The 22,521-nt window shown below is 72.0% G+C and carries 19 protein-coding genes and 1 riboswitch; of the genes, 10 read left to right on the forward strand and 9 right to left on the reverse strand.

The window, feature by feature from the left end; translation table 11 throughout:
* The first annotated feature begins 93 nt into the window (after positions 1-93).
* Positions 94-600: a GNAT family N-acetyltransferase gene (locus O7624_RS18275; RefSeq protein ID WP_282236668.1), complete on the forward strand. Its 507-nt coding sequence runs from the start codon at positions 94-96 to the stop codon at positions 598-600.
* 9 nt (positions 601-609) lie between these two features.
* Here the strand turns inward: O7624_RS18275 and O7624_RS18280 are convergent, their stop codons facing one another.
* The 7 genes from O7624_RS18280 to O7624_RS18310 form a co-directional block, all read right to left on the reverse strand.
* On the reverse strand, positions 610-2,955 hold the full coding sequence (locus O7624_RS18280; protein ID WP_282236669.1) for an AAA family ATPase: 2,346 nt from the start codon (positions 2,953-2,955) through the stop codon (positions 610-612).
* 34 nt (positions 2,956-2,989) lie between these two features.
* The gene (locus tag O7624_RS18285; RefSeq protein WP_282236670.1) at positions 2,990-3,505 is read right to left on the reverse strand and encodes a hypothetical protein; all 516 of its coding nucleotides are present in this window, start codon (positions 3,503-3,505) and stop codon (positions 2,990-2,992) included.
* Between the two features lie 42 nt (positions 3,506-3,547).
* Complete coding sequence (locus O7624_RS18290; protein ID WP_282240676.1) at positions 3,548-4,111, reverse strand: ATP/GTP-binding protein; 564 nt, start codon at positions 4,109-4,111, stop codon at positions 3,548-3,550.
* A gap of 187 nt (positions 4,112-4,298) precedes the next feature.
* The gene (locus tag O7624_RS18295; RefSeq protein WP_282236671.1) at positions 4,299-4,781 is read right to left on the reverse strand and encodes a DUF742 domain-containing protein; all 483 of its coding nucleotides are present in this window, start codon (positions 4,779-4,781) and stop codon (positions 4,299-4,301) included.
* A complete protein-coding gene (locus O7624_RS18300) occupies positions 4,778-5,248 on the reverse strand; it encodes a roadblock/LC7 domain-containing protein (protein WP_093403345.1) in 471 nt (156 codons plus the stop codon). The genes O7624_RS18295 and O7624_RS18300 overlap by 4 nt, the downstream gene beginning before the upstream one ends.
* On the reverse strand, positions 5,245-7,812 hold the full coding sequence (locus O7624_RS18305) for a nitrate- and nitrite sensing domain-containing protein (RefSeq protein WP_282236672.1): 2,568 nt from the start codon (positions 7,810-7,812) through the stop codon (positions 5,245-5,247). Before O7624_RS18305 ends, O7624_RS18300 begins: the two co-directional genes overlap by 4 nt.
* Positions 7,799-8,971, reverse strand: coding sequence for a hypothetical protein (locus O7624_RS18310; RefSeq protein ID WP_282236673.1), 1,173 nt, complete (start codon positions 8,969-8,971; stop codon positions 7,799-7,801). The genes O7624_RS18305 and O7624_RS18310 overlap by 14 nt, the downstream gene beginning before the upstream one ends.
* Before the next feature lie 368 nt (positions 8,972-9,339).
* On the opposite strand from O7624_RS18310, the gene O7624_RS18315 reads away from it, so the two are divergent.
* Together O7624_RS18315 and O7624_RS18320 are read left to right on the forward strand one after the other, a co-directional pair.
* Positions 9,340-12,207 carry an alpha/beta fold hydrolase gene (locus tag O7624_RS18315; protein WP_282236674.1) on the forward strand — a complete coding sequence of 956 codons (2,868 nt, stop codon included), beginning with the start codon at positions 9,340-9,342 and terminating at the stop codon, positions 12,205-12,207.
* A complete protein-coding gene (locus O7624_RS18320) occupies positions 12,207-13,106 on the forward strand; it encodes an ABC transporter permease subunit (RefSeq protein WP_282236675.1) in 900 nt (299 codons plus the stop codon). Before O7624_RS18315 ends, O7624_RS18320 begins: the two co-directional genes overlap by 1 nt.
* 41 nt (positions 13,107-13,147) lie before the next feature.
* On the opposite strand, the gene O7624_RS18325 is transcribed toward O7624_RS18320, so the two are convergent.
* On the reverse strand, positions 13,148-13,885 hold the full coding sequence (locus tag O7624_RS18325; protein ID WP_282236676.1) for a DUF4232 domain-containing protein: 738 nt from the start codon (positions 13,883-13,885) through the stop codon (positions 13,148-13,150).
* Positions 13,886-14,088: 203 nt separating this feature from the next.
* Here O7624_RS18325 and O7624_RS18330 point away from each other — a divergent pair, with 203 nt between their 5' ends.
* The 5 genes from O7624_RS18330 to paaN all read left to right on the forward strand — a co-directional run bounded on the left by O7624_RS18330 (position 14,089) and on the right by paaN (position 20,141).
* Entirely contained in the window at positions 14,089-14,535 is a 447-nt protein-coding gene (locus tag O7624_RS18330) for a DoxX family protein (RefSeq protein WP_093403352.1), read from the forward strand.
* Between the two features lie 118 nt (positions 14,536-14,653).
* Positions 14,654-14,789, forward strand: a riboswitch (SAM riboswitch).
* Between the two features lie 9 nt (positions 14,790-14,798).
* Entirely contained in the window at positions 14,799-16,085 is a 1,287-nt protein-coding gene (gene thrC / locus O7624_RS18335) for a threonine synthase (RefSeq protein ID WP_282236677.1), read from the forward strand.
* Positions 16,086-16,324: 239 nt separating this feature from the next.
* Positions 16,325-17,344 (forward strand): GNAT family protein, encoded by a 1,020-nt coding sequence (locus O7624_RS18340; RefSeq protein ID WP_282236678.1) that lies wholly within the window; start codon positions 16,325-16,327, stop codon positions 17,342-17,344.
* Between the two features lie 50 nt (positions 17,345-17,394).
* Positions 17,395-18,414: a GNAT family N-acetyltransferase gene (locus O7624_RS18345; RefSeq protein WP_282236679.1), complete on the forward strand. Its 1,020-nt coding sequence runs from the start codon at positions 17,395-17,397 to the stop codon at positions 18,412-18,414.
* A 53-nt stretch (positions 18,415-18,467) separates the two neighbouring features.
* Complete coding sequence (gene paaN, locus O7624_RS18350) at positions 18,468-20,141, forward strand: phenylacetic acid degradation protein PaaN (RefSeq protein WP_282236680.1); 1,674 nt, start codon at positions 18,468-18,470, stop codon at positions 20,139-20,141.
* Positions 20,142-20,204: 63 nt separating this feature from the next.
* Here the strand turns inward: paaN and O7624_RS18355 are convergent, their stop codons facing one another.
* Positions 20,205-20,735 carry a GNAT family N-acetyltransferase gene (locus O7624_RS18355; RefSeq protein ID WP_282236681.1) on the reverse strand — a complete coding sequence of 177 codons (531 nt, stop codon included), beginning with the start codon at positions 20,733-20,735 and terminating at the stop codon, positions 20,205-20,207.
* Between the two features lie 211 nt (positions 20,736-20,946).
* On the opposite strand from O7624_RS18355, the gene O7624_RS18360 reads away from it, so the two are divergent.
* Both O7624_RS18360 and O7624_RS18365 read left to right on the forward strand, forming a co-directional pair.
* Complete coding sequence (locus O7624_RS18360) at positions 20,947-21,150, forward strand: cold-shock protein (protein ID WP_013288855.1); 204 nt, start codon at positions 20,947-20,949, stop codon at positions 21,148-21,150.
* Positions 21,151-21,408: 258 nt separating this feature from the next.
* Positions 21,409-22,332, forward strand: a complete 924-nt coding sequence (locus O7624_RS18365) for a hypothetical protein (protein WP_282236682.1) — start codon at positions 21,409-21,411, stop codon at positions 22,330-22,332.
* Positions 22,333-22,521 lie beyond the last annotated feature (189 nt).

The raw sequence follows: 22,521 nt of genomic DNA on the forward strand, positions 1-22,521 counted from the left end.
GATTCGACCCGACCGGTCGGACCGGTCCGCCGGAGGGGCCGGTCGTCGCCAACCGGGTGGACGTGCGCCGCCGGGCGCGGGAGACTGCGGCACGTGACTGGTGCGGTCCGGTTGGAGCCGGTGGACGAGCGGAACCTCGAACCGTTGCTCTCCGTGGCGGTGGCCGAGGCGGAGCCGGCAGACGTGATGCCGCCGGTGGAGGCGCCGGCCGGCTGGTCGAACGCGCGGCGGGAGGCGTTCCGTGAGTTCCACCGGGCCAGCTTCGGTGGGCTCGACGCGACCGCCCGCAGCGCGATGTACGCGATCGTGGCGGGCGGCGAGGTGGTCGGAATGATCCGGATGAGCCGACGGGACGAGCCCGGCGTTGCCGAGGTCGGCATGTGGCTCGGCCGGTCGGCCCGGGGCCAGGGGATCGGCGCGGCAGCGCTACGCGAACTGCTGCACCTGGCGGCGGCGGCTGGCATGCGGACCGTGGTCGCGGACACCACACCGGAGAACCGCGGCGCGCTGTCCGTGCTGGGCAAGTGCGGCGCGAAGCTGCGCGAGGCCGATGACCGGGTGTACGCCGAGATCTCGCTGGACGACGCAGCTCCCTGTTGACCGGGATGCTCAGCCCCGTTGTTCGGCGTACGCGGCGAGCCAGGCGACCTGGGCCGGGTCCAGGGACGGGCGGACCCGGGACCGGGCCGCCGCCACGTGCTCGGCGGTGACCGTGGAGGCGGTGAGCGACTCGCGCATCGCGGCCAGCGCTGCCTCCCGGACCAGCGCCGCGCAGTCGGCGGCCGAGAACCCGTCCAACTCCGCGCCGAGGGCGGGAAGGTCGACGCCCTCGGCGAGGGGCACGTTGCGTGCTGCGGCGCGCAGGATCTCCGTCCGGGCCTCGGCGTCCGGTGGTGGCACGTAGACCAGCCGTTCCAGCCGCCCCGGGCGCAGCAGCGCCGGGTCGACCAGGTCGGGACGGTTCGTCGCGGCGACCACCACCACGTTGCGCAACGCCTCCACCCCGTCCAGCTCGGTCAGCAGCGCGGCCACCACCCGGTCGGCGGTGCCGCCGTCGGTGGCCTGGCCGCGTACCGGGGCGAGGGCGTCCACCTCGTCGAGGAAGACGAGCGTCGGGGCGGCCTCCCGGGCCCGGCGGAACAGCTCCCGTACCGCGCGTTCGCTCTCGCCGACCCACTTGGACAGCAGCTCCGCGCCCTTGACCGACAGCACGTTCGCCCGGCCGGTCCCGGCCAGCGCGGTCACCAGGTAGGTCTTGCCGCAGCCCGGCGGGCCGTAGAGCAGCACCCCGCGCGGCGGTTGCACGCCGAGCCGGGCGAAGGTGTCCGGGTAGGTGAGCGGCCACAGCACCGACTCGGTAAGCGTCTGCTTGACCTCCACCAGGTCACCGACGTCGTCCAGGGTGACCCGGGCCAGTTCGAGGGTGGCGGCGGCCATGGTGGTCGGCCGCACCACCTCCAGGGCGGCGGTGAAGTCGGCCATCAGCACCGTGGGGGTCTGCGCCGACTTCTGCCGCAGCGCCGCGCGCACCCCGGCCTCGCGGACCAGCGCGGCCAGGTCGGCGGCGACGAAACCGGGGGTACGCGTGGCGACCTCGTCAAGCCGTACGTCGTCGGCGAGCGGCACCGGACGGGTCAGCACGGTCAGCTGCTCCCGGCGCAGGGCGGCGTCGGGCAGCGGCACGTCGATCCGCAACGAGAGCAGGTCCGGGGCGCGTAGCGCCGGGTCGACCGCTTCAGGTCGACTGCTGGTGCCGACCACCGCCGCTCCGGCCCGTACGAGTTGTGCCACGCACTGCCGGAACACGGTCGCCACCGGTCCGGGAGCCTCCGCCGGGGCCAGCGCCTCCACGTCGGTGACCAGCAGCACGGCCGGCCCGGCGGCCAGCGCCTCGGCCGTGACCGCCCGGAGCCGGGCTGCGGCCGAGTCGTTCGTCAACGCCGCGATCTCCGGCGCCCAGAGCGGATGCACCCGGGCGCCGACCTGGGCGGCCACCGCCCGAACCAGGGCCGCCTTGCCGGAGCCGGCCGGCCCGCTCACCAGCACCCCCAGCGCCACTGCGGTGCCCAACCGGCTGAGCACCTCCCGATGGTGGAAACCGAGGTCGAGCAGCTCGGTCAGCTCCTCCGCCTGGGCGCGCAGGCCCGGCAGCTCGTCCACCGACGGCACGGCGCCGACGTTGGCGTCGGCGTCCGACTCGATGTCGGAACCACCAGCCGTCCCGGGCTCCGTCGAACGGCCGTCGACGCTACCGTTGCCAGTGGTGCCGCCCGTCGGCCAGCTGCCCTGCCCGACGCCCGTCGCCTGGCCGCGCGTTCCGCCGCCCGCCGCCCGGCTGGCCGCAGCGGTCGTCCGGGGGACGCCGGTGCCATTGTGGGTCGCGGGACCGTGTTCCCAGGCGACGAGGGTGTCCATGGTGACAAGCGCGCCCGGATCCGGTTCGGCGGCCAACACCCGCAGCAGGGTGCTGGTCCAGGCGTAGCCGACCCGGGTGGAGAGGCTGCGCCGGGCCGCCTCGACCAGGGCGCGGGTCGAGGCGTCCGGCAACACATCCTGCGGCAGCAGGGAAACGTCGTCCCCGGTGGTGACCACCTTGCCGAGCAGTGCCAGCCGCAGCATCTCGGGGGAGACCACCGCGACGACCTCGGCCGGCCCGGCGAGCAGCACCCGGCGGGCCGGGGTGACCGGAGTCGGGCTCAGTCTCACCTGCCCGCCGTCGCGTACGCCGAGGTTGCCCAGCATCAGGTCGTCGGCGTGCAGCAGGGCCGCGCTGGCGGTGCCCTCGGCCGCCGCGACGAGGCCGGCGGTCACCCGCCGTCCCGCGAGCCGGACCGGATCACCTGGGCGCAGCGCGAGGGCGGTGAGCGCCTCCGGGTGCAGCCGGACGATGCCCCGCCGGGCGTCCAGTGCGGCCGGCCGCAGGCTCGCGATCAGGGTCAGCTCGGGTTCGCCCACCGCCCGACCCTAGCGTGCGTGTGGAAGCCCCTGGTCAGCCTGCGGGTTCCTCCCCGGTGAGCAGGGACGGGTCGCGGCGGATCAGCTCGGCCAGCCGGGCTGCCGGATCCTCGCTCAGCCCGTCCTGGGCGGCGGACCAGCCGGGCACCGTCTTGACCGACAGTGGCCAGGAAGGTGGCGGCGCGGCCGGCTGTCCGCTGACCGTGACCTCCTGATCGACCCAGGCCACCCGCAGGTCGTACGCCTGCCCGTCGTGCTCGACCCGAGCGGCGACGGACGCCCCCGGGTGCGCGGCGACGGCCGCGCGCAGCGCCTCGGCCACGTCCTCCACCGGGTGCCGTGGCGGGGCCTCGTGGGCCGGTTCGTGGACCCCGGCCCAGCCGGGTCCCGCGTTGCGGCTGTCGGTCCGACCCCAACCGGTGCCGGACCCGTGGCCCGGCTCCGGACCGGGCTGGTCGTCGGCCGCCACGGTCGGGTCCGTGGCCCGTCGACGCAGCGCCTCCTCACGCCGACGCATCCGGGCCAGAGTCTCGTCCAGTCCGCCTCTCATCCGCCTCACCCCTTCCCACGAGGGGCCTGCGAGCCGGTCGGCTCAGGCCCGTTTCTCCCGGGTGGCCCGGTCCAGCGCGCGGTCCAGGACGACCAGCAGGGCGTCCCGGACCGAAAGCCGGTCCCGTGCGTCGAACTGCACCAGGGGTACATGTTCGCCGATCGCCAGAGCCCACCGGATCGCACCCAGGTCGTGCGCCAACCGCCCGTCGAAGGCGTTGACCCCGACCACGAACGGCAGTCCTGACCGTTCGAAGAAGTCGATCGCCGGGTAGCAGTCGTCGAGCCGGGCGCTGTCGACCACCACCAGTGCGCCGAGCGCACCCCGGGCCAGGTCGTCCCACATGAAGCCGAAACGGGTCTGGCCCGGCGTACCGAACAGGTAGAGCTTCAGGCTTCGATCGATGGTGACACAACCGAAGTCCATCGCCACCGTGGTGGTGGTCTTTCCGGAGCGCTGACCAGGGTCGTCGACCCCGATCCCGGCGGTGGTCATCTCCGCCTCGGTGGTCAGCGGAGCGATCTCCGAGATCGAGCCCACGGTGGTGGTCTTGCCGACCCCGAAGCCGCCGGCCACCAGGATCTTCACCGGTATCGGCGGGGTCACCCGGTGCGTACCCGTGGTGGCGGGCGTCGCGGCCGGCGGCCGGTACGGTGGCGGCGGCGCCGGTGCGGCGTGGGCCGGTGGCGGGGGCGCGGTGGCCCGGCCGATGGACGGTGGGGTAGGTGTCGGACCGCCGTAGCGGGCAGCGGCGCTGTTGGCGGCGAGCGCGCCCGGTGGCGCGGCGGGCCAGTCAGGAGATTGCACGGAGTCCATCAATCACTCGCAGGATGACGTCGGGGTCGAGGGCGTCGTCGGCGTCGGTCACGTGTACGTCCAGGTGGCCGGAGGCGCGCAGATCGCCCACCAGCACTCGGGTCACGCCGAAGTGCAACCGGGTCTTGGCGGAGATCTCGGCCACCGAGATCGGCTCACCGCAGAGCGCCACGATCGCCTGGAGTTCCGGGCTCAACCGGGTGGCCGTGACGTTCCACGCTTCGGTGGTCGGTCGGGCGGTCACCTGGGTCTCCAGGCCGATCGTGGGGTCGGCGCCGGCCACCCGGCCGGCGGTCAGCACGAAGGGGCGAGGTCCGGTCGGCCCGGCCTCCTCGGGCTCCGGTCCGATCGCCGCCGGTGCGCCCGCCGGGCCGGCGGAGCCGGCCGGGGAGGACTCGCGCAGGTAGGGCCGGATGCGGATCACCGGCTCCTGTTCGGCACCGGCGGCGTCGGGATTCATTGCTGTACGGAGTTCTTGAGCTCGGCGATAAGGCGCGGGGTGAGCGCACCGCCGGCCCGACCGGCGAAGAGGGTCATCTCGTAGGCGACGGTGCCCAGGTTCGCCGACCGGTCGGCGACCACGCCGAGCACCGAACCGCTGCTGATCGCACTGATCAGGAGATAACCCTCGGCCATGTCCACTACGACCCGGTTGAGACCGCCCAACGCGTACCAACTGGCGGCCCCGCCGGCCAGGCTGGTCATCCCGGAGACGACCGCGGCGAGCCGCTCCGCGTTGGACCTGTCCTTGATCGCGGACATGGCCATCAGCAGGCCGTCCGACGACACGGCGATCGCCTCCAGCACCCCCGCGGTCCCGGAGGTGAAGGAATCCAGCAGCCAGTTGAAGGTGCGGGCCTCGGGGCTGAGGTCGCCGGCGGGGTGGCTCTGGTGGTCGAGGTTCTCGTGCACGTGCGGGCTGGTCAACGTGGCGTTCCTTCGTCGTCGCTGCGGTCGTTACGGACATCGCGCAGAGCCCGGGCGACGCCCGTCTCGAACGCGTTGATGCGATCGCGGACCTCGGCCGGATCGCCCGGGTCCTGGGTGAGCGGTTGTTGCGGTAGCTGCGCGATCAAGTTGGCGCCGGGCACCCTGCGGGACAGCTGAGTCAGCCCCGGCGGAGCGGGCGGCTCGACCGGCTGCGGCAGCGCGTCGGCCTGGCTCAACTCGGCCCGGCGTACCCCCGACTCGAACGCCTCGACGGCGGCGCGAGCGGCGCTCGGGTCCACGCTGCTGGAGTCGGCCCGGCCCACCTTCGGTGCCGTCCTCGGCAGGCTGGCGCCGGGCACCCGCTGCCGGATGCCGGGCATCGGGGCCGGCGGGGTGGCCGACGCCGGTGCGACCTGCGGAACCGTCACGGTCGCCGCGTCGATTGCGGCCGATTGCTCGTCGGTCTTCCCGACGGGCTCCGGGCCGGTGCCGAACGCGTCCCAGGACTCGGACAGTTCCATGCTCTCGGTTGCCCGGGTCAGCAAGGTGGGATTGAACCCGACCGGTTCCGGCACGGGGGTGGCCAGGTCCACTGACGCCTGGGTGTCCCGGGTCGGTGGCACCGGTTCGAGCTGGTGCCGGGCCGGCAGGGCGGCCACCGGCGCGGCCCGGCCGACCGGTGGAACGGGGAGGCCGGCCGGCTCGGGCGTCCCGACGACCAGCGACGTACGGGGAATCTGGAGGGTTGCGGTGACGCCGCCGCCCGGGGTGGCGGAGAGACCGACCGCCCACCGGTGCCGGCGGGCCAACCGACCCACCACGAACAGCCCCAGCACCTCGGTCGGAGCAAGGTCCAGCCGCTCCCGTCGGGTGATGCGGGCGTTCTCGTCGGCCAGCCGCGCCTCGGTCATGCCGATGCCGTGGTCCACCACGGTGAGCTGTACGCCGTTCTCGGTGAGTTCGCCGCTGACCAGCACCCTCGTGTGCGGCGGCGAGAAGACGGTGGCGTTCTCCATCAGTTCGGCGAGCGCCAGCACCAGGTCGCCGACGATCGCGGGTGCGGCGGCGGCCTCGGTCGGCACCTGGACGTCCACCCGGGTGTAGTCCTCGATCTCACCGAGGGCGAGGCGGACCACGTTGGCCAGCGGAACCGGCGCGACGTGCGCGACGTCACCCACCGCGCCGGAGAGCACCACGAGGTTGCCCGCGTTGCGCCGCAGCCGGCTGGAGATGTGGTCGAGCCGGTACAGGTTCTCCAGCCGCCCCGGATCGGTCTCCTGCTGCTCCAACCGGTCGATCAGGGCGATCTGCCGACCGACCAGGTTCTGGGTACGCCGGCCGACGTGGCCGAACATCTGGGCGACGTTGCGTCGGCTCGCCGCCTGCCGCTCCACCAGCCGCGCGGCCGTGTTCTGTACCCGTTCGAAGGCGCGGGCCAGGTCGCCGACCTCGTCCCTGGCGCGGACATCGACGGGATCGAGGCGAACGGGTTGGGCGTTGTCGACCTCGTCGTCGGCCACCCGGACCAGCTCGGACTCCGCGACCCGGGCGACCCGGTCCGCGGAGCGGGTGAGCCGGGTCAGTGGCCCGGTCACCGTGCGGCCGATGGCCAGGGCGAGCAGCACCACGCCGACCAGGATCACCGCGACCAGCACGGTCACCCAGTACGCCCCGGAGAGCGCCGTCTGCCGTTGTGCGCGTACCTCGGCGGTCACGTCGGCGACCAGTTTCTTCTCGACGAACTGACCCAGCGTGATCAGCGAGGAAACGGTGGGGAAGAGAGCCTGGATGGGGATGTCCGCCACCGCGGCCACCGGGTCCAGGGCGCTCTGTTGGAGGAACTCCGGGCTGGTTCGTGCGTCGACAGCGGTCTGCTCGATGTTCACAAGCGCCTGCTGCTCCGGGGTGAGCAGGCCGAGCATCTTGCTGCTCTCCGACTGGAGGGTGGCCATGTTGGCCACGAAGGCGGTGGCGAACTGCGGGTTCGGCGAGGCGGCGACCAACACGATCAGGGCACCGCCGCTGCTGAGGCCCTCGCTCTTGCGCAGGATGCTGTCCAGGGCCAGCGTCTGGCGTCCGGCCGGGGTCCGGGTGTCCACGTCGTGCGGCAGCCGCAACGAGTCGATCAGGGCGATGTGGACCGGCCCGTACGCGCCGATGACCTGCGGCGGCGCGGCCTGTCCGGCCAGTACCGCCGTGCGTACCTCGGCGAGTTGCGCAACGCCGTCGAGTGCCGTGTCCACCTCGGCCGGAAGGTCACCGTCGAAATCGGCCCGCAGATCGACGATCCGGTCGTCCACCTCCGCGATCTCCTGCACCAGCGTGGTGCGCTCGACCTGCCCGAGCAGGAGCCCGACGGCGAGCATCCGTTCCCGCTGCAGGTGTTGAAGCAGGGTGCCGACCCGGCTGGCGAGCTGGACGGTCTGGTCGATGTCGGCGGCCCGCTGGGCCACACCGGCTCGTTCCCAGACCACCGGCAGGGTCAGCCCAAGCATGCCGAGCAGGGGAATGGTCACCAGCAGGCTGAGTTTGCCGCGGATGCGGAGCCTACCGAGCAGCATCGAAGGGCCTCCACCGATCCGGCTCGTGGACCTGTCCCACCGGCTGAAGCGCCGGTGGTGGTTCGACGGGACGTGACCCGACGGCACCCCACTGGACGCCGGACGGCGGAGTCGGCACGACTCCGCCTGCCGACGCGGCGGAGGTGTCTCTCGGACGGGACATCCAGCCGCTCACCGCGAGACCGGCCAGCAGCAGTGCGGCGAGGCCGCCCGCGCCGAGAATCAGCAGGCGATCCTGGTCCAGCCCGTCGAGTCGCTCCACCAGCAGCCGGTCGATCTCGTCGAGAAGGACCGGGTGGAGTTGCTTCGCGGCCTGCTGCGCCTCGTTGCGGGCGGCGAGGAGCCGCGTCGTGTCGACCGTGCCGGCCCGATCGACCGGCTGGGAGTGCAGGGCCATCGTCTCGACCGCGCGCTGGTAGGCGTCGAAGGGGGTGAGCACGTTCGCACCCAGGTCGGCGCTTTCCGTGTTCTCCACCACCGCCCGTAGGTTGCTGGCCAGGTCGTTGGCGGGTTGCAGGGCGGCAGCCCGGAGGGTGGCCAGCTGGCTGAGCGACTGGATCCGTTCGGCCGTGGGCCGGCGGTTCATCAGGACGGCCAGGTCGGTGAGGCGGCCGGCGGCCACCATCGCCTCCGGCATCTCCTCCGCGACGCCGTCCTGCATGAAGTACGCGTCGACACCGGGGTCCCGGATCAGGCCGGAGGTCTCCCGGACCTTGCCGTGCAGGGCCAACAGCAGGTCGGTGACCTCGCCGTACACGGTGAAGGCGGTCTCCGGGTCGGCCAGTGAGCGTTCGGGGAGCGCCTCCAACTTCGCGCGGAGCCCGGCCCACCGCTCGCTGGTGCTCAACTCACCACCGATGCGCGCGTCGACCGCGGCGGCCCGCTCGACTGCCTGGTCGAGGGTGTCCCGGCGCAGCGACCGGCCGGTGACGGCGGCGCTCTGCGCGTCGACAAGCGCTTCGGTCACCGGACCGAGAGCGCGGAGGTACTCGACACCGAGCCGTTCCCGCGCGACGACGTCGCGGTCGTTGTCGACGAACTGGTGTGCCTGTACGACGAGGAACGCCACCGGCAGCAGCAGCGCGGTGGCGAGTAGCAGCGGCAACAGCCGGCCCGGTGTCCGGGGCCGGCGACGGACCCGCGGAGCGGGAACGGTCATGGTTGTCTCCTCCGGCATGGCGCAGGTTGTCCGACGGCGTCGACGAGCCGGTCCCGTGCGCCGGACCGGAAAACTAATCGAAGGCTGGTGCTATCGGTCGGCCGGCAACCGTCAGCTTTGCGTCACTTCGAGCGATGTGACTCACGGCGATCAATTCGCTCACGGTAAGTGCCGTTCATGTGGGAGATAGGCGTACTTGAGTATAGATTCGAGCGAAAGGCAGGAATTTCCGCGATGCGAAGTCATCCCAAAGGTTCGCCGACTGGACGCTGTGCGGATGACCTTCGCCGGATGACGATCGGGCTACCAGAACGGACGTACGGCGGATCTCAGCTAATACCCAGGTTTCGGGCCGTACCGTGTGCCCAATGAGATCGCCGTTCTCGGCCGCGCGGATCCGACGTGCCCTGCCCACCGGTCGCCGGGCCGTCGCCGCCACCGCGGCTGTCGTCCTGCTGGCGGCGGCCGTGGTGTGGGCGGTGTGGCCGGACCGGCCGGCCTTCCGCACGGAGTCCGCGATGCTCACCGTCCGGTCCGGACCGGACGGTGACGAGCCGGTCGACCTGGACACCACGCTGTACCTTCCGCTCGACGCCGCCGCCGGCCGCGAGGTGCCGGCGGTCCTGCTCGCCCACGGCTTCGGTGGCACCAAGGAGTCGGTCCGCACCGACGCCGAGGATCTGGCGGACCGGGGGTACGCCGTACTGACCTGGACCGCGCGCGGCTTCGGTCGCAGCGGCGGCCAGATCCACCTGGACAGTCCCGACCACGAGGTACGCGACGCGCAGCGGCTGCTGGACTGGCTCGCCGCGCGTCCGGAAATCCGCACCGACGCCACCGGCGACCCCCGGGTGGGTGTGGTCGGCGGCTCCTACGGCGGTGCCCTGGCACTGCTGCTCGCCGCCCAGGACCAGCGGGTCGACGCGATCGTTCCCATGATCACCTGGAACGACCTGTCCCGCGCCTTCCTGCCGGAGAGCGCCGGCGGCGAGCCGACCGAGGGCGTGTTCAAGTCCGGCTGGGCCGGCATCTTCTTCGGCGGCGGCGGAAACGTCGGCTCCGGCCCGGCCGGGATCTCCGGCACCGGCGCCGAGACGCCGGAGGGCGCGCCCGGCGCCGGGCCGCCCAGCCCCGCCCCGGGCCAGGGGCCCGGCACCGCACCCGGCGCACCGGCCGTCGGCGGTCTGCCCGATCCCTCCTGCGGACGGTTCGCCGCCGACGTCTGCGCCGCGTACCTGCGCATCGCCGCCACCGGCCGGGCCGACCAGGGCGCCGTCGACCTGCTGCGCCGGTCCAGCCCGGCCGGGGTGCTGGACCGGATCACCGCGCCCACCCTGCTGGTGCAGGGCGCCGCGGACACCCTCTTCCCGCTCGCCGAGGCCGACGCCAACGCCCGGGGCATCGCCGCGAACGGCACCCCGGTCCGGGTCGCCTGGTTCACCGGCGGCCACGACGGCGGCTCCGGACCGCAGACCGACTCCGACCGGGTGAAGTTCCTGACCGCGCAGTGGCTCGACCACTACGTGTCCGGCGACGGTGACCCACCCGGTGACACCTTCACCTTCTCGCGGATCGCCGGCTTCGACGCCATGGACCGTGGTTTGGTCGCCACCGGTTACCGCACCGAGGACTATCCCGGTATCAGCGGCGACTCCCGGGTGGAGGTGGCCGTGGCCGGCCCGGCTCAGCCGGTGGCCAACCCGCCCGGCGGCAACCCGGCCGCGATCTCCTCGGTGCCGTTCGCCGGCTCGCTGAGCTCGCTGCTCGGCGGGGTGGCCGGCGACATACCCGGGCAGCACGCCCGGTTCGAGTCCGAGCCGTTGACCGAGGCGGTCGACATCGTCGGTGCGCCGACCGTGTCGCTGCGCGCCGCGTCGAGCAGCGGCGAGGCCGTCCTCTTCGCCAAGCTCTACGTGGTCGACCCGGAGGGGGCGGCAACCCTGCCCAGCGGCCTGATCGCGCCGATCCGGCTCACCGCCCTGCCGGCAAGCGTCGACGCCGCCGCGCCGGTCACCGTCACCCTGCCGGCGATCGTGCACCGGGTGGAGGCCGGGCACCGGCTCCGGCTGGTGGTGGCCACCTCGGACCAGGCGTACACGACCCCGATCGAGCCGGCGGTCCACACAGTCGCGGTCGGCGACACGCCGATCAGCCTGCCGACTGTCGACAGCGACCCGATCCCCACCGAGGCGGCGCTCTGGCGCTGGATCCTGGTCGGGCTGCTCGCCGCGATCGTGGTCGGGCTCGTCGTGCTCGTGGCCGTGCTGCGCCGCCGGCACCGTCGCCAGGACACCTCGGTGCATTCGGAGTACGCGGACACCCCGCTGGCCGTGCGCCGGCTGCGCAAGGAGTACGCCGACGGCTTCGTCGCGGTCTCCGAGGTGGACTTCGAGGTGCACCCCGGTCAGGTGGTCGGCCTGCTCGGGCCCAACGGCGCCGGGAAGACCACCACGCTGCGGGTGCTGATGGGGCTGACCCAGCCGACCGCGGGGGAGATCTACGTCTTCGGGCACCGTCTGGTGCCCGGCTCGCCGGTGCTGTCGCGGATCGGTGCACTGGTGGAGGGGCCGGGGTTCCTGCCGCATCTGTCCGGCCTGGAGAACCTTGAGGCGTACTGGCGGGCGACTGGCCGGCCGAAGGCCGACGCCCACTTCGAGCAGGCACTGGAGATCGCTGGGCTGGGTTCCTCGGTACACCGGCGGGTGCGTAAGTACAGCCACGGCATGCGGCAGCGCCTCGCCATCGCCCAGGCCATGCTCGGTCTGCCGGAACTGCTGGTGCTCGACGAACCGACCGACGGGCTGGACCCACCGCAGATCGCCGAGATGCGCCGGGTACTCCAGCGGTACGCGACCGACGGTCGGGCGGTGCTGGTCTCCAGCCACCTGCTCGCCGAGGTGGAGCAGACCTGTACCCACGCCGTGGTGGTGAACAAGGGCCGCATTGTCGCCTCCGGACCGGTCGAGGAGATCGTCGGTGACTCGCCCAGCGTGCTGTTCGAGGTGAGCGACCCGACCGCGGCCCGGACCGTGCTCGACGGCCTCGGCGGCGTACGGGTGCTGGACGACGCCGACGGGCAGTTGGTGGTGGACACCAACGGCACCGCCCGCAGCGAAGTGGTCGCCGAGCTGGTCCGGGCCGGCATCGCGGTGGACCGGGTGGTGCCCCGGCGCCGCCTGGAGGACGCCTTCCTCGCCCTGGTGGGCGAGAACTCTCGGGGAAGCGGGGACCGGTGATGGCGGGATCGACTGTCGAGCCGACGCGGGACACGACAAGCGTCGCCGCCTCGGGAGCGGCGGCGGGTTACCGGCCCGCCCGGACGCTGCCGTTCGGTGCCGAGTTCCGCCGGCAGGCGTCGCGTCGGCGTACCCAGTTGGCGCTCGGCTTCATGGTGCTGCTGCCGCTGATCATCCTGATCGCGTTCCAGTTCGACACCAACGACGACGACAACGGCGGGGGCGAGTTCGGCAGCCTGATCGATCTCGCCACCTCTGGTGGGTTGAACTTCACCCTCTTCACCATCTTCGTGTCCGCCTCGTTCCTGCTCGTCGTCGTGGTCGCGCTGTTCTGCGGCGACACGGTGGCGAGCGAGGCGAGTTGGGGAAGCCTGCGCTACCTGTTGGCGATTCCGGTGCCCCGGGCCCGACTGCTCACGGTGAAGCTGCTTGTCGCGCTCGCGTACTCGGCGCTGGCACTGATCCTGCTCGCCGGCACGGCACTGGCCATCGGCACCCTGCGCTACGGCTGGTCGCCGCTGCGCAGCACGGTCGCCGCGCAGTTGGAGCCGGGCGAGGGGCTGCTGCGGTTGCTCGCGGTGCTCGGGTACCTGGCGATCGTCCTGCTGGTGGTCGCGGGCCTGGCCTTCCTGCTGTCGGTGACCACCGACGCGGCGCTGGGCGCGGTGGGTGGCGCGGTGCTGCTGTGGATTCTCTCCAGCATCCTGGACCAGATCACCGCGCTCGGCGCGATCCGGTCCTTTTTGCCGACCCACTACAGCACCGCGTGGTTGGGGCTGCTCTCCACGCCCGTACAGACCGACGACATCGTGCGAGGCACGGTCTCGGCGATCTGCTACGCGACCGTGTTCTGGGGTCTGGCGTTCTGGCGTTTCACCCGCAAGGACATCACCAGCTGAGCCCGCTGTCCGCGCCCGCTCCGCCCGTGTGCTCCGTCCGGTCAGAGCAGCGGGACCGGTGTGGTGGGCGGCGGGTTGGGCACCGCCCGCGTCGGCTCCGGCGTGCTCGGCTCGCGTTTCTGCCAGGCGCTGACCCCGAGCCGGTCGGTGTTGCCCAGGTCGATGTGGCCCTGTATGACGACCCGTTGCGCGGGCCGGCCGCGCAGCGGGGCGACGTCGAGGTGCTCGGCGTTGGTCGCCACCACTGTCGGATTGTCGACCAGGTTGCGCCAGAGCAGGGCGGTGCCGGCCGCCTCGCCGGGGGCCAGGACCAGGGGGCGGGGTGGGTCGTCGAAGCCGGACGTGATCCCCTTCGCGCCCCGGATCACCCGAACCGGGATGACGTCGCCGTCCGCGTCCCGCAGGCGCGGCTCAGGGTAGCCGTGCAGCCGGTAGGGGCGGTCGCCGCAATTGACAAGTTCCAGGCCCATCGCCCGCAGCCCCATCGCGGCGCTGACGCCGCGGTAGGTGATCCGTACACCGGAGTCGGGGCAGCCGGACGTAGGGCCGTTGCTTCCCCCGGGATCGCCGTCCCGGGAGGGCGTACCGCCGAGCTCGGCGGCGTCGGACGGTGCGCTGCCGGGCCCACGGGAAGCCGGGGTCGGGCCGGGCGGCCCACTCGCGAGGCCGCCGGCCGGGGCGCAGCCGGCGAGCAGGCCGAGCGTTGCGGTGATCGAGACCGACACGGCGACGAGCCGACGCCCACCAGGGGCCGGGCTGCGGACCGTTGTGGGTGGCATCGGAGCATCGTCGCACCCGGCCACGGCGGCTTGTGCTCCCGCCACCCACGTAAGCAGACCATAAGGTTTCCGTGGTAGGGGTGCCCCCGAAAGTTTCGGCCGCTAGACTGAGTGTGGGAGCGTTCCCAACAAGAGAGATTGCATCGACAACTATCTATAGATTCCGCATTCTGGTACCACCACCCCACTCGTAGGAGGTACCAATGCGTACTGACCGGTTCGGCGGGCCGGCTCTGTCCCTGTTCCGCATTGTCATCGGGCTGTTATTTCTCATTCACGGCATGTCGTCCGTCTTCGGCGTCTTCGGCGGCAACCGTGGCACCGGCGAGGCGGTGCCGCTCGGCCAGTGGCCGGGCTGGTACGCCGCGATGATCCAGTTGATCTGCGGTGCCCTCGTTCTCCTCGGCCTGTTCACCCGACCCGCGGCTCTGGTGGCGTCGGGCTCCATGGCCTACGCGTACTTCGTCGTCCATCAGCCCGAGGCGCTACTGCCGCTGCGCAACAACGGCGAACTGTCCGTCCTCTTCTGCTGGGCGTTCTTCCTGGTGGCGGTGCTCGGCCCGGGCACCTGGGCGGTGGACACGCTCTGGCGACGCGGGGCCGCCACGGTCGCCCTGGCCGAGGACGAACGGCGGTCCGTGCCAGCCTGACGGCGATGCTCAGCGGCGCCGGGGGGCACGAACGGCGCCGCTGAGGTTTCGCTCACAGGCTGAGATTGACAGGCGACGGCTGCGTCCGGATTGCCTAGACTCGGCGACACAACTGCATACCTCATCCAGAGGGGCTGAGGGATACGGCCCGACGACGCCCCGGCAACCACCTCGCGCGCTCACCGTTGAGCGTCCGGCGGGGCAGGTGCCAATTCCGTCCCCGCCGCAGGGTGCGATGCGGGGAAAGATGAGAGGACTTCGACATGACGTCGACGCTCGCCCCGTCCGGCATCGACACCGCCGCCAGCCCCGCCCGTGCCCTGGTCTGCCGGGCCTGTTCGGCCCGCTACCCGCTCGCCGCCCAGCACGCCTGTTACGAGTGTTTCGGCCCGCTGGAGGTCGACTACGACCCGGCCGCACTCGCCACCGTCACCCGCGAGCAGATCGAGGCCGGCCCGCGCAACCTCTGGCGCTACGCCGCCCTGCTGCCCGCCGGCCAGGACCCGGCCGCCCGGGTCACCCTGGACCCGGGTTTCACCCCGTTGGTGGCCGCCGACCAGCTCGCCGCCGAGTTGGGCATCACCGCTCCGCTCTGGGTCAAGGACGACAGCGCCAATCCCACCCACTCCTTCAAGGACCGGGTGGTGTCGGTGGCGCTGACCGCCGCTCGCGCGCTTGGCTTCTCCCGGTTCGCCTGCGCCTCCACCGGCAACCTGGCCAACTCGGTGGCCGCGCACGCCGCCCGGGTGGGTACGCCCTCCGTGGTCTTCATCCCCAGCGACCTGGAGCAGGGCAAGGTCGTCACGACCGCCGTCTACGGCGGTGACCTGGTCGCCATCGACGGGTCGTACGACGACGTGAACCGGCTCTGCGGCGAACTGGTCGAGACCGACGAGTTCGAGGACACCGCCTTCGTCAACGTCAACGTGCGGCCGTACTACGCGGAGGGGTCCAAGACGCTCGGCTACGAGGTGGCCGAGCAACTCGGTTGGCGGATCCCCGCCCAGGTGGTCATCCCGATGGCCTCGGGTGAGCTGCTCACCAAGATTGACAAGGCGTTCAGCGAGCTGGTCGAGATCGGCCTGGTCGAGGCCCCGGCCGGTGGCTGGAAGGTCTTCGGGGCGCAGTCGGCCGGCTGCAACCCGATCGCCACCGCACTGCACGGCGGCACCGACGTCATCACCCCGGTCAAGCCGACCGGGATCGCCAAGTCGCTGAACATCGGCGACCCGGCCGCCGGGCTGTACGCCCTGGAGGCGGTGCGCCGCACCGGTGGCTGGATGGACTACGCCGACGACGACGAGATCCGATCGGCGGTACGCCTGTTGGCGCGTACCACCGGGGTCTTCGCGGAGACGGCCGGCGGGGTGACCGTGGCGGTGCTGCGCAAGCTTGTCGAGTCGGGCCGACTGGACCCGACCGCCGAGACGGTGGTGTTCAACACCGGCGAAGGGCTGAAGACCCTCGACGCGGTCGCCGGCGAGGTCGGCCCCACCCACCGGATCAAGCCTTCGTTGCGGGCCGCTCGCGACGCGGGCCTGCTGAGCTGACGACGAACGGATTAGTAAGCGGCATTTCGCAGGGAGTGAGCGAAACACGCCGCCAGGGACTTGACGACCGCAAACGGACGGCGCAAGATGCTCCGTGCGGGAGGGCGCTTCGCCGTAGACTTTCAGTCTTTACGACCCAGCGCCGGAGGCGTTGTGCGATCGTCCCTCCCGACCAACGTCCGAGCGGGCCAGCGAAAATTCGCTGGCCCGCTCGTCTGTCGCTGGCGCAGGCTGCCGGCATGACCATCACCATCACCCCGGTCTGGGCCGCCGACGAGGCGGCCGTCGAGCAGGCGTATCAGATCGGTGCCGCACAGGTGGCCGCCGACGAGCCGGACTTCCCGCCGCTCTGCCGGCGACGATTCACCGCCCTGCTCCGCCATCCGATGCCGGGCTACGAAACCAGCATGCTGCTGGCGCGGATCGACGGTGTGCCGGCCGGTTTTCTCCGACTGGACCTGCCGCAGCTGGACAACACCGAAAACGCCTCCGCTGAGCTGATCGTGCATCCGGCACGACGCCGCCGAGGCGTCGGCCGAGCGTTGGCCGAACATGGCCTCGGCCTGCTGCGCGAGCGCGGGCGTAAACGGGTGAGTGCGATGAGCCGGGCGGAGCTTGCCGGCGAGCCCGGCCGTCGGTCGCCGGGTAACGCGTTCGCTGCGGCCATGGGCGCGGTCAACGCCCTGACCGATGTGCGGCGACGCCTCGACACCGCCTCCCTCGATCAGGCGAAGCTGGACGCGCTGCTGGCCGACGCCCGGGATCGCTCGACCGGCTACCAGGTGCTGTGCTGGCGCGGGTACACCCCCGACGACCTGGCCGCCGACGTGGCGTACCTCGACGGACGGCTGCTGGCCGACGCGCCGATGGGCGATCTGGCGTGGGAGCCGGAGCAGGTCGACGCCGACCGCCTGCGCGCCACCGAGTCGGCGCTGGACGCGCGGGGCCGGCGGCGTTACCACGTCGGCGTCCGCCACGAGGCATCCGGTCGGCTGGTCGCGTGGACGCTGTTGGACGTCGGTGCCTCCGCGGACTGGCACTCGTTCCAGCAGATCACAATCGTCGACCCCGAGCACCGGGGACACCGGCTGGGCCTGCTCGCCAAGATCGAAAACTTGCGGCACCTGCTCGCCCACGAGCCGGGCGTACGAGTGATCGACACCTTCAACGCGGCAAGCAACGACCACATGATCGCCATCAACGAGCAGCTCGGTTTCCGGGTGCAGGACCGGTGGAGCAACTGGCAGCTCAACGTGTGACAGGCGAAAACCGGTGGCGGTGGCCGGGCGGTGCCGGCACGCTCACCGCCATGGACATCGCCGTCATGCCGTACGAGTCCACCGACGAGGCAGCGCTCGACGAGGCGTACCGCGTTGTCGCGGCGGCGCAGGCGGTCGACCTGCCCGATCTGCCGGTGGGAGACCGTGCCGAGTTCGGGCTCCTGGTCGCCCATCCGCCGCACGGCAACGTGATCCATCAGGCGTTGGCCCGGCGGGACGGCGAGGTGGCCGGTCATCTGCGGATGCGGCTGCCGCAACTGGAGAACACCGGCATCGCCACCGTCGAGCTGACCGTCGATCCGGCGCAGCGGCGGCGGGGAGTGGGCCGAGCACTGCTGGCGTACGCCCGGAAGGTGGCCGCCGAGCACGGCCGCGAGCGGTTGATCGGTGAGACCCCCGGGCCGCTACCCGGCGGACCGGGGCGGGAGGCGCCCGGGGCGGCCTTCGCGGCGGCGGCCGGCGCGCAGGCCGCGTTGGCAGAGGTGCGGCGTCGACTGGACACCACGCGGCTCGACCCGGCGGCCCTGACCGCCCTGCACGATGCAGCCCGCGTCCGCGCCGCCGGTTACCGGACGGTCGCCTGGCGGGGGCCGGTGGCCGAGGAGTACGTGGTCGACATCGCCAGGCTGGAGAGTCGGCTGCTCGTCGACGCGCCGATGGGGGATCTCGCGATCGAGGCGGAGCAGGTGGACGCCGCGCGGCTGCGGGAGATCGAGCGGATCCAGCGATTGCGGGGCCGACGGCGTTACCACGTCGGCGCGGTGCACGAGGCGACCGGCCGGATGGTCGCCTGGACGATGATCGACAGGGGCCCGTCGACGCCGTGGCACGCCTGGCAGGAGATCACCATCGTCGACCCCGCACACCGGGGCCATCGCCTCGGCCTGCTCGTCAAGGTCGAGAACCTTCGGCACGCACTTGCCCACGAGCCGGCCCTGACCGCGATCGACACCTGGAACGCGGCGGTCAACGATCACATGATCAGCATCAACGAGCAGCTCGGGTTCCGCCCGGTCGACGCCTGGACCGATTGGCAGCTGACCATCTGAAGTTGTGACACGCCCCTACTGATCTGAGGGCTTCGTGTTGCATGATGGCGAGCATGACGGAGACCCCGCACCCCCGCTACGACAGGCACGCCGAGACCCTCAACCGCGCGCTGACCGCGATCACGGAGCGGGGATACTGGTCCGCCTACCCGGAATCACCAAGCCCACGGGTGTACGGCGAGACCGCCACCGCCGACGGCAAGGCCGCCTTCGAGGCGTACCTGGGCGGGGACTTCCCGCTCGACCAGCCGGGTGACGGCGACCGGGTCGCCACCGAGCACAGCCCGTTCGGCGTCGCCCTGAACGTCCGCTACCCGCACGTCGACGCCGAACAACTGGTCACCGCCGCGTCAGCGGCGCTGCCCGCCTGGCGGGACGCCGGCCCGCAGACCCGGGTGGGTGTCTGTCTGGAGATCCTCGACCGGCTGCACAAGAACATCTTCGAGCTGGCCAACGCGGTGCAGTTCACAAGTGGTCAGGCTTTCGTGATGGCCTTCCAGGCCGGTGGTGCGCACGCCCTGGACCGCGCGCTGGAGGCGCTGGCCTACGCGTACGCGGAGATGACCCGGCACCCGGGCACCGCCGGCTGGGAGAAGGCCGCCGGCAAGGGCGACCCGCTGCGGATGTCCAAGACCTTCCACGTGGTGCCCCGGGGCGTGGCCCTCGTCATCGGCTGCAACACCTTCCCGACCTGGAACTCGTACCCGGGACTGTTCGCCTCGCTGGTCACCGGCAACCCGGTCGTGGTCAAGCCGCACCCGCGCGCCGTGCTGCCGCTGGCCATCACCGTGCGGTACGCCCGGGAGGTGCTCGCCGAGGCCGGCTTCGACCCGAACCTGGTGCTGCTGGCCGCCGAGGCCCCCGGCGAGAAGCTCGCCTCGACGCTGGCCCTGCACCCGGCGGTGAAGATCGTCGACTTCACCGGTTCCACCGAGTACGGCGACTGGCTGGAGGCGAACGCCCGCCAGGCGGCGGTGTACACCGAGAAGGCGGGGCTCAACACGGTGGTGATCGACTCCACCGACGACTTCGCCGGGATGTGCCGCAACCTGGGCTTCACGCTGACGCTCTACAGCGGGCAGATGTGCACCACCTCGCAGAACATCTTCATCCCCCGCGACGGCATCGACACCGACCAGGGGCACAAGAGCTTCGACGAGGTGGCCGGTGGCATCGCCGCGGCGGTCGGCAAGCTCACCGGTGACCCGGCCCGCGGGGTGGAACTGACCGGCGCGATCGTCAACGACGGGGTGCTGGAGCGGCTGAATGAGGTGACCAAGGTCGGTTCGCCGGTGCTGGAGTCGCGTACCGTCGAGCACCCCTCGTTCCCGGACGCCGTGGTGCGTACGCCGGCCATCGTGAAGTTGGACGCGGGCGACACCGAGACCTACTCGCGGGAGTGGTTCGGGCCGATCTCCTTCGCCATCGCCACCGACTCCACGGCGCACAGCCTGGAGATCCTGCGCTCGACCGTGGGCGAGAAGGGCGCCCTCACCGCGGCGGTCTACTCCACCGACGACGCGGTGCTGGACGCCACCGAGGCGGCGGCGATCGAGGTCGGGGTGCATCTGTCAGCCAACCTCACCGGCGGCGTCTTCGTGAACCAGTCAGCGGCCTTCTCCGACTTCCACGGCAGCGGAGCGAACGCGGCGGCGAACTCGGCATTGACCGACGGGGCGTACGTGGCGAACCGGTTCCGGGTCGTGCAGAGCCGCCGGCACGTCTGAGAGCTGATGCGGCTCCGGGGTCTTCCCCGGAGCCGCCCCGGGTCGGCGATCGTCCGTCGGGGTCTACGCGGCCCTGCGCATCTGGAGTTCGCGCAGGGTGGGGATGTTGGGGTGCGGGACGCGGACACCTGTGTCGACGAAACCCAGCCGCTGGTAGGCCCGGTAGGCGAGGTCGTTGCCGACCACGACCTCGAGCATCAGCTCGTTCCGTCCGCAGGCCCGGGACCAGTCCGCCACCCCACCGACCAGCTCCGCGAGCAGGCCGGTGCCCCGCCAGCTCGGAGTGATGTAGACGGCGTAGAGCACGGTCACTCCCGGCTCGGCCGGGTGTGCCATGCCACCGACGTGCCCGACGAGCCGGCCGCCCGGATCCGCCACGAACTGCGCCGTGTCGGGGCCGGCGGAGACCCGGGCGACCCGGGCGGCGTACTCGGCGTGTGGTCGGGCCGCGGCCTCGGCGATCGTCTCCAGGAAGGCCAGCGGCGCGTCCGCGAGCATCTCCAGGCGCAGCGCCCGCATGCGAGCTGTGTCGGCTGGCTCGACTCGGCGGATGACGGCCCGGCGCAGGGCCGTCCCGTCGGTGACGCTTGTCATGCCGGAATGCTTATCACAATGACGTACGACGATACGGACGACTGTAATACGCCCGATTTGTGGTCGTGCGCCGTCGTCACTCCTCGTGTAGCGTGCGATTTCGGTCACCCGTTTCAGTGGTCGTCGCCGACCGCCGAAACCGGTGGTTTCCGGGTGCCGGTTCGCTGGCGACCCGAGGTAGTGGAACGCCGTGCAGAGTGAGGAAAACACCGTGGCACAAGGCACCGTGAAGTGGTTCAACGCCGAGAAGGGCTACGGCTTCATCGCCGTCGACGGCGGGCAGGACGTCTTCGTTCACTTCTCCGCGATCGAGATGGACGGCTACAAGGCGCTGGACGACGGTCAGCGGGTGGAGTTCGAGATCGCCCAGGGCCAGAAGGGGCCACAGGCCGAGCGGGTGCGCGTCATCGCCTGAGCGCCGACCACCCACCCCCCACCGACCGATCGTCGTCGGGGTGGCGTGACCATCGCCGGAGGGGGCAGCGGTGCCGGCGCCCCACAAGGGAAGATCATGGGCCGAGCCAGCCGTCGCTGAGGAGGTCCCATGTCCGACCAGCCGCCCCCGACAGGTCCGCCCTCTCCGCCTCCGGGTGAGCCGCAGCCGCCCGCCGGATGGGTCGGTCAACCACCCCTCCCGGGCCAGCCCGCGTACGGTGCGCAGCCGGCTCATCCCATGCAGCCGTCCCACCCCGGCATGACGCCGTATCCCGGCCAGCCGTTCTACGGCTGGTACCCCCCGGGCGGCTACGGCCTCGACCCCTCCGACGCCCTGGTGACCCCGCCCGGGGCCGGGCTGGGCGGCTGGTTCGCCCGATGTGTGGGTGCCGCCCGCCGGGGGTGGCGACCCCTGCTGCCGATCCTCGTACTCACCCAGGCGCTGCCGGCCGCGGTGCTGTCGGTGCTCGTGTTGGCCGTGGACCCCTCGGCCCGCTGGGACGCCCAGCTCGCCAGCGACTCCGCCGCGCTGCCGGCGAACTTCTGGTCCGATCTCGCGACGCTCCTGGTCGTGGTGCTCGGTGGCAGCCTGCTGCTCGGTGTGGTGCAGGCCGTCGGCTGGGCCGCCGGCACCTGGGTGATCGCCCGGCAGGCGGTCGGCGAGTCGGCCGGCCTCGGTGCCGCCCTGCGCTACGGAGCGCGTCGGGCGCTCGGTCTGTGGGGCTGGACACTGCTCATCACCCTGATCATCACCTTCGGATTCTGTCTGTGCTTCCTGCCCGGCGTGTACGCGGCGTTCGCGCTGGCCCTGGCCGGCCCGGTCTACCTCTTCGAGCGGCACGATCCGCTCAGCAGGTCGCATCGAATGCTGCGTGACCGGCTGGGGCTGCTGCTCGGCCGGGTGGCGCTTGTGGGTGCCGCCGTGATCGGTTTCTCACTGGCCGCGAGCGTGCTGGAGTCGCTGGCGATCCTGCCGTTCGGCACCACTCCGTTGGACTCGCCGGGCACGGCGGTGGGCGCGGTGCTGACGATTGCGGTGGTCGCGGTGCTGACGCTGCCGGCGTACCTCGCGCAGCTGGTCGGGCTGGTCGTCACCTATGCCGAGCAGCGGGCACACGAGGGTCCGGTGAACGCCGCCCAACTGGCAGCCGAACTCGGCTGACCCGGGCCATCGTGCTTGCACTCGGCAGGGCAGAGTGCTAAACAAGTCATTGGCACTCGCATGGCGTGAGTGCCAGCTGGTCGGGACGGTGGGGCTGCGGTCGCGCTCGTGACATAACCACGGGTGGGGCACGTGGCCGGTCGTCGCGGGCTATCCGGCCCGGCCGAGGAGACGTCGCCGTCGCCAGGT

Source organism: Verrucosispora sp. WMMD1129 (genome assembly GCF_029581255.1).
In the GTDB taxonomy this organism is placed as follows: Bacteria; Actinomycetota; Actinomycetes; order Mycobacteriales; family Micromonosporaceae; genus Micromonospora; species Micromonospora sediminimaris.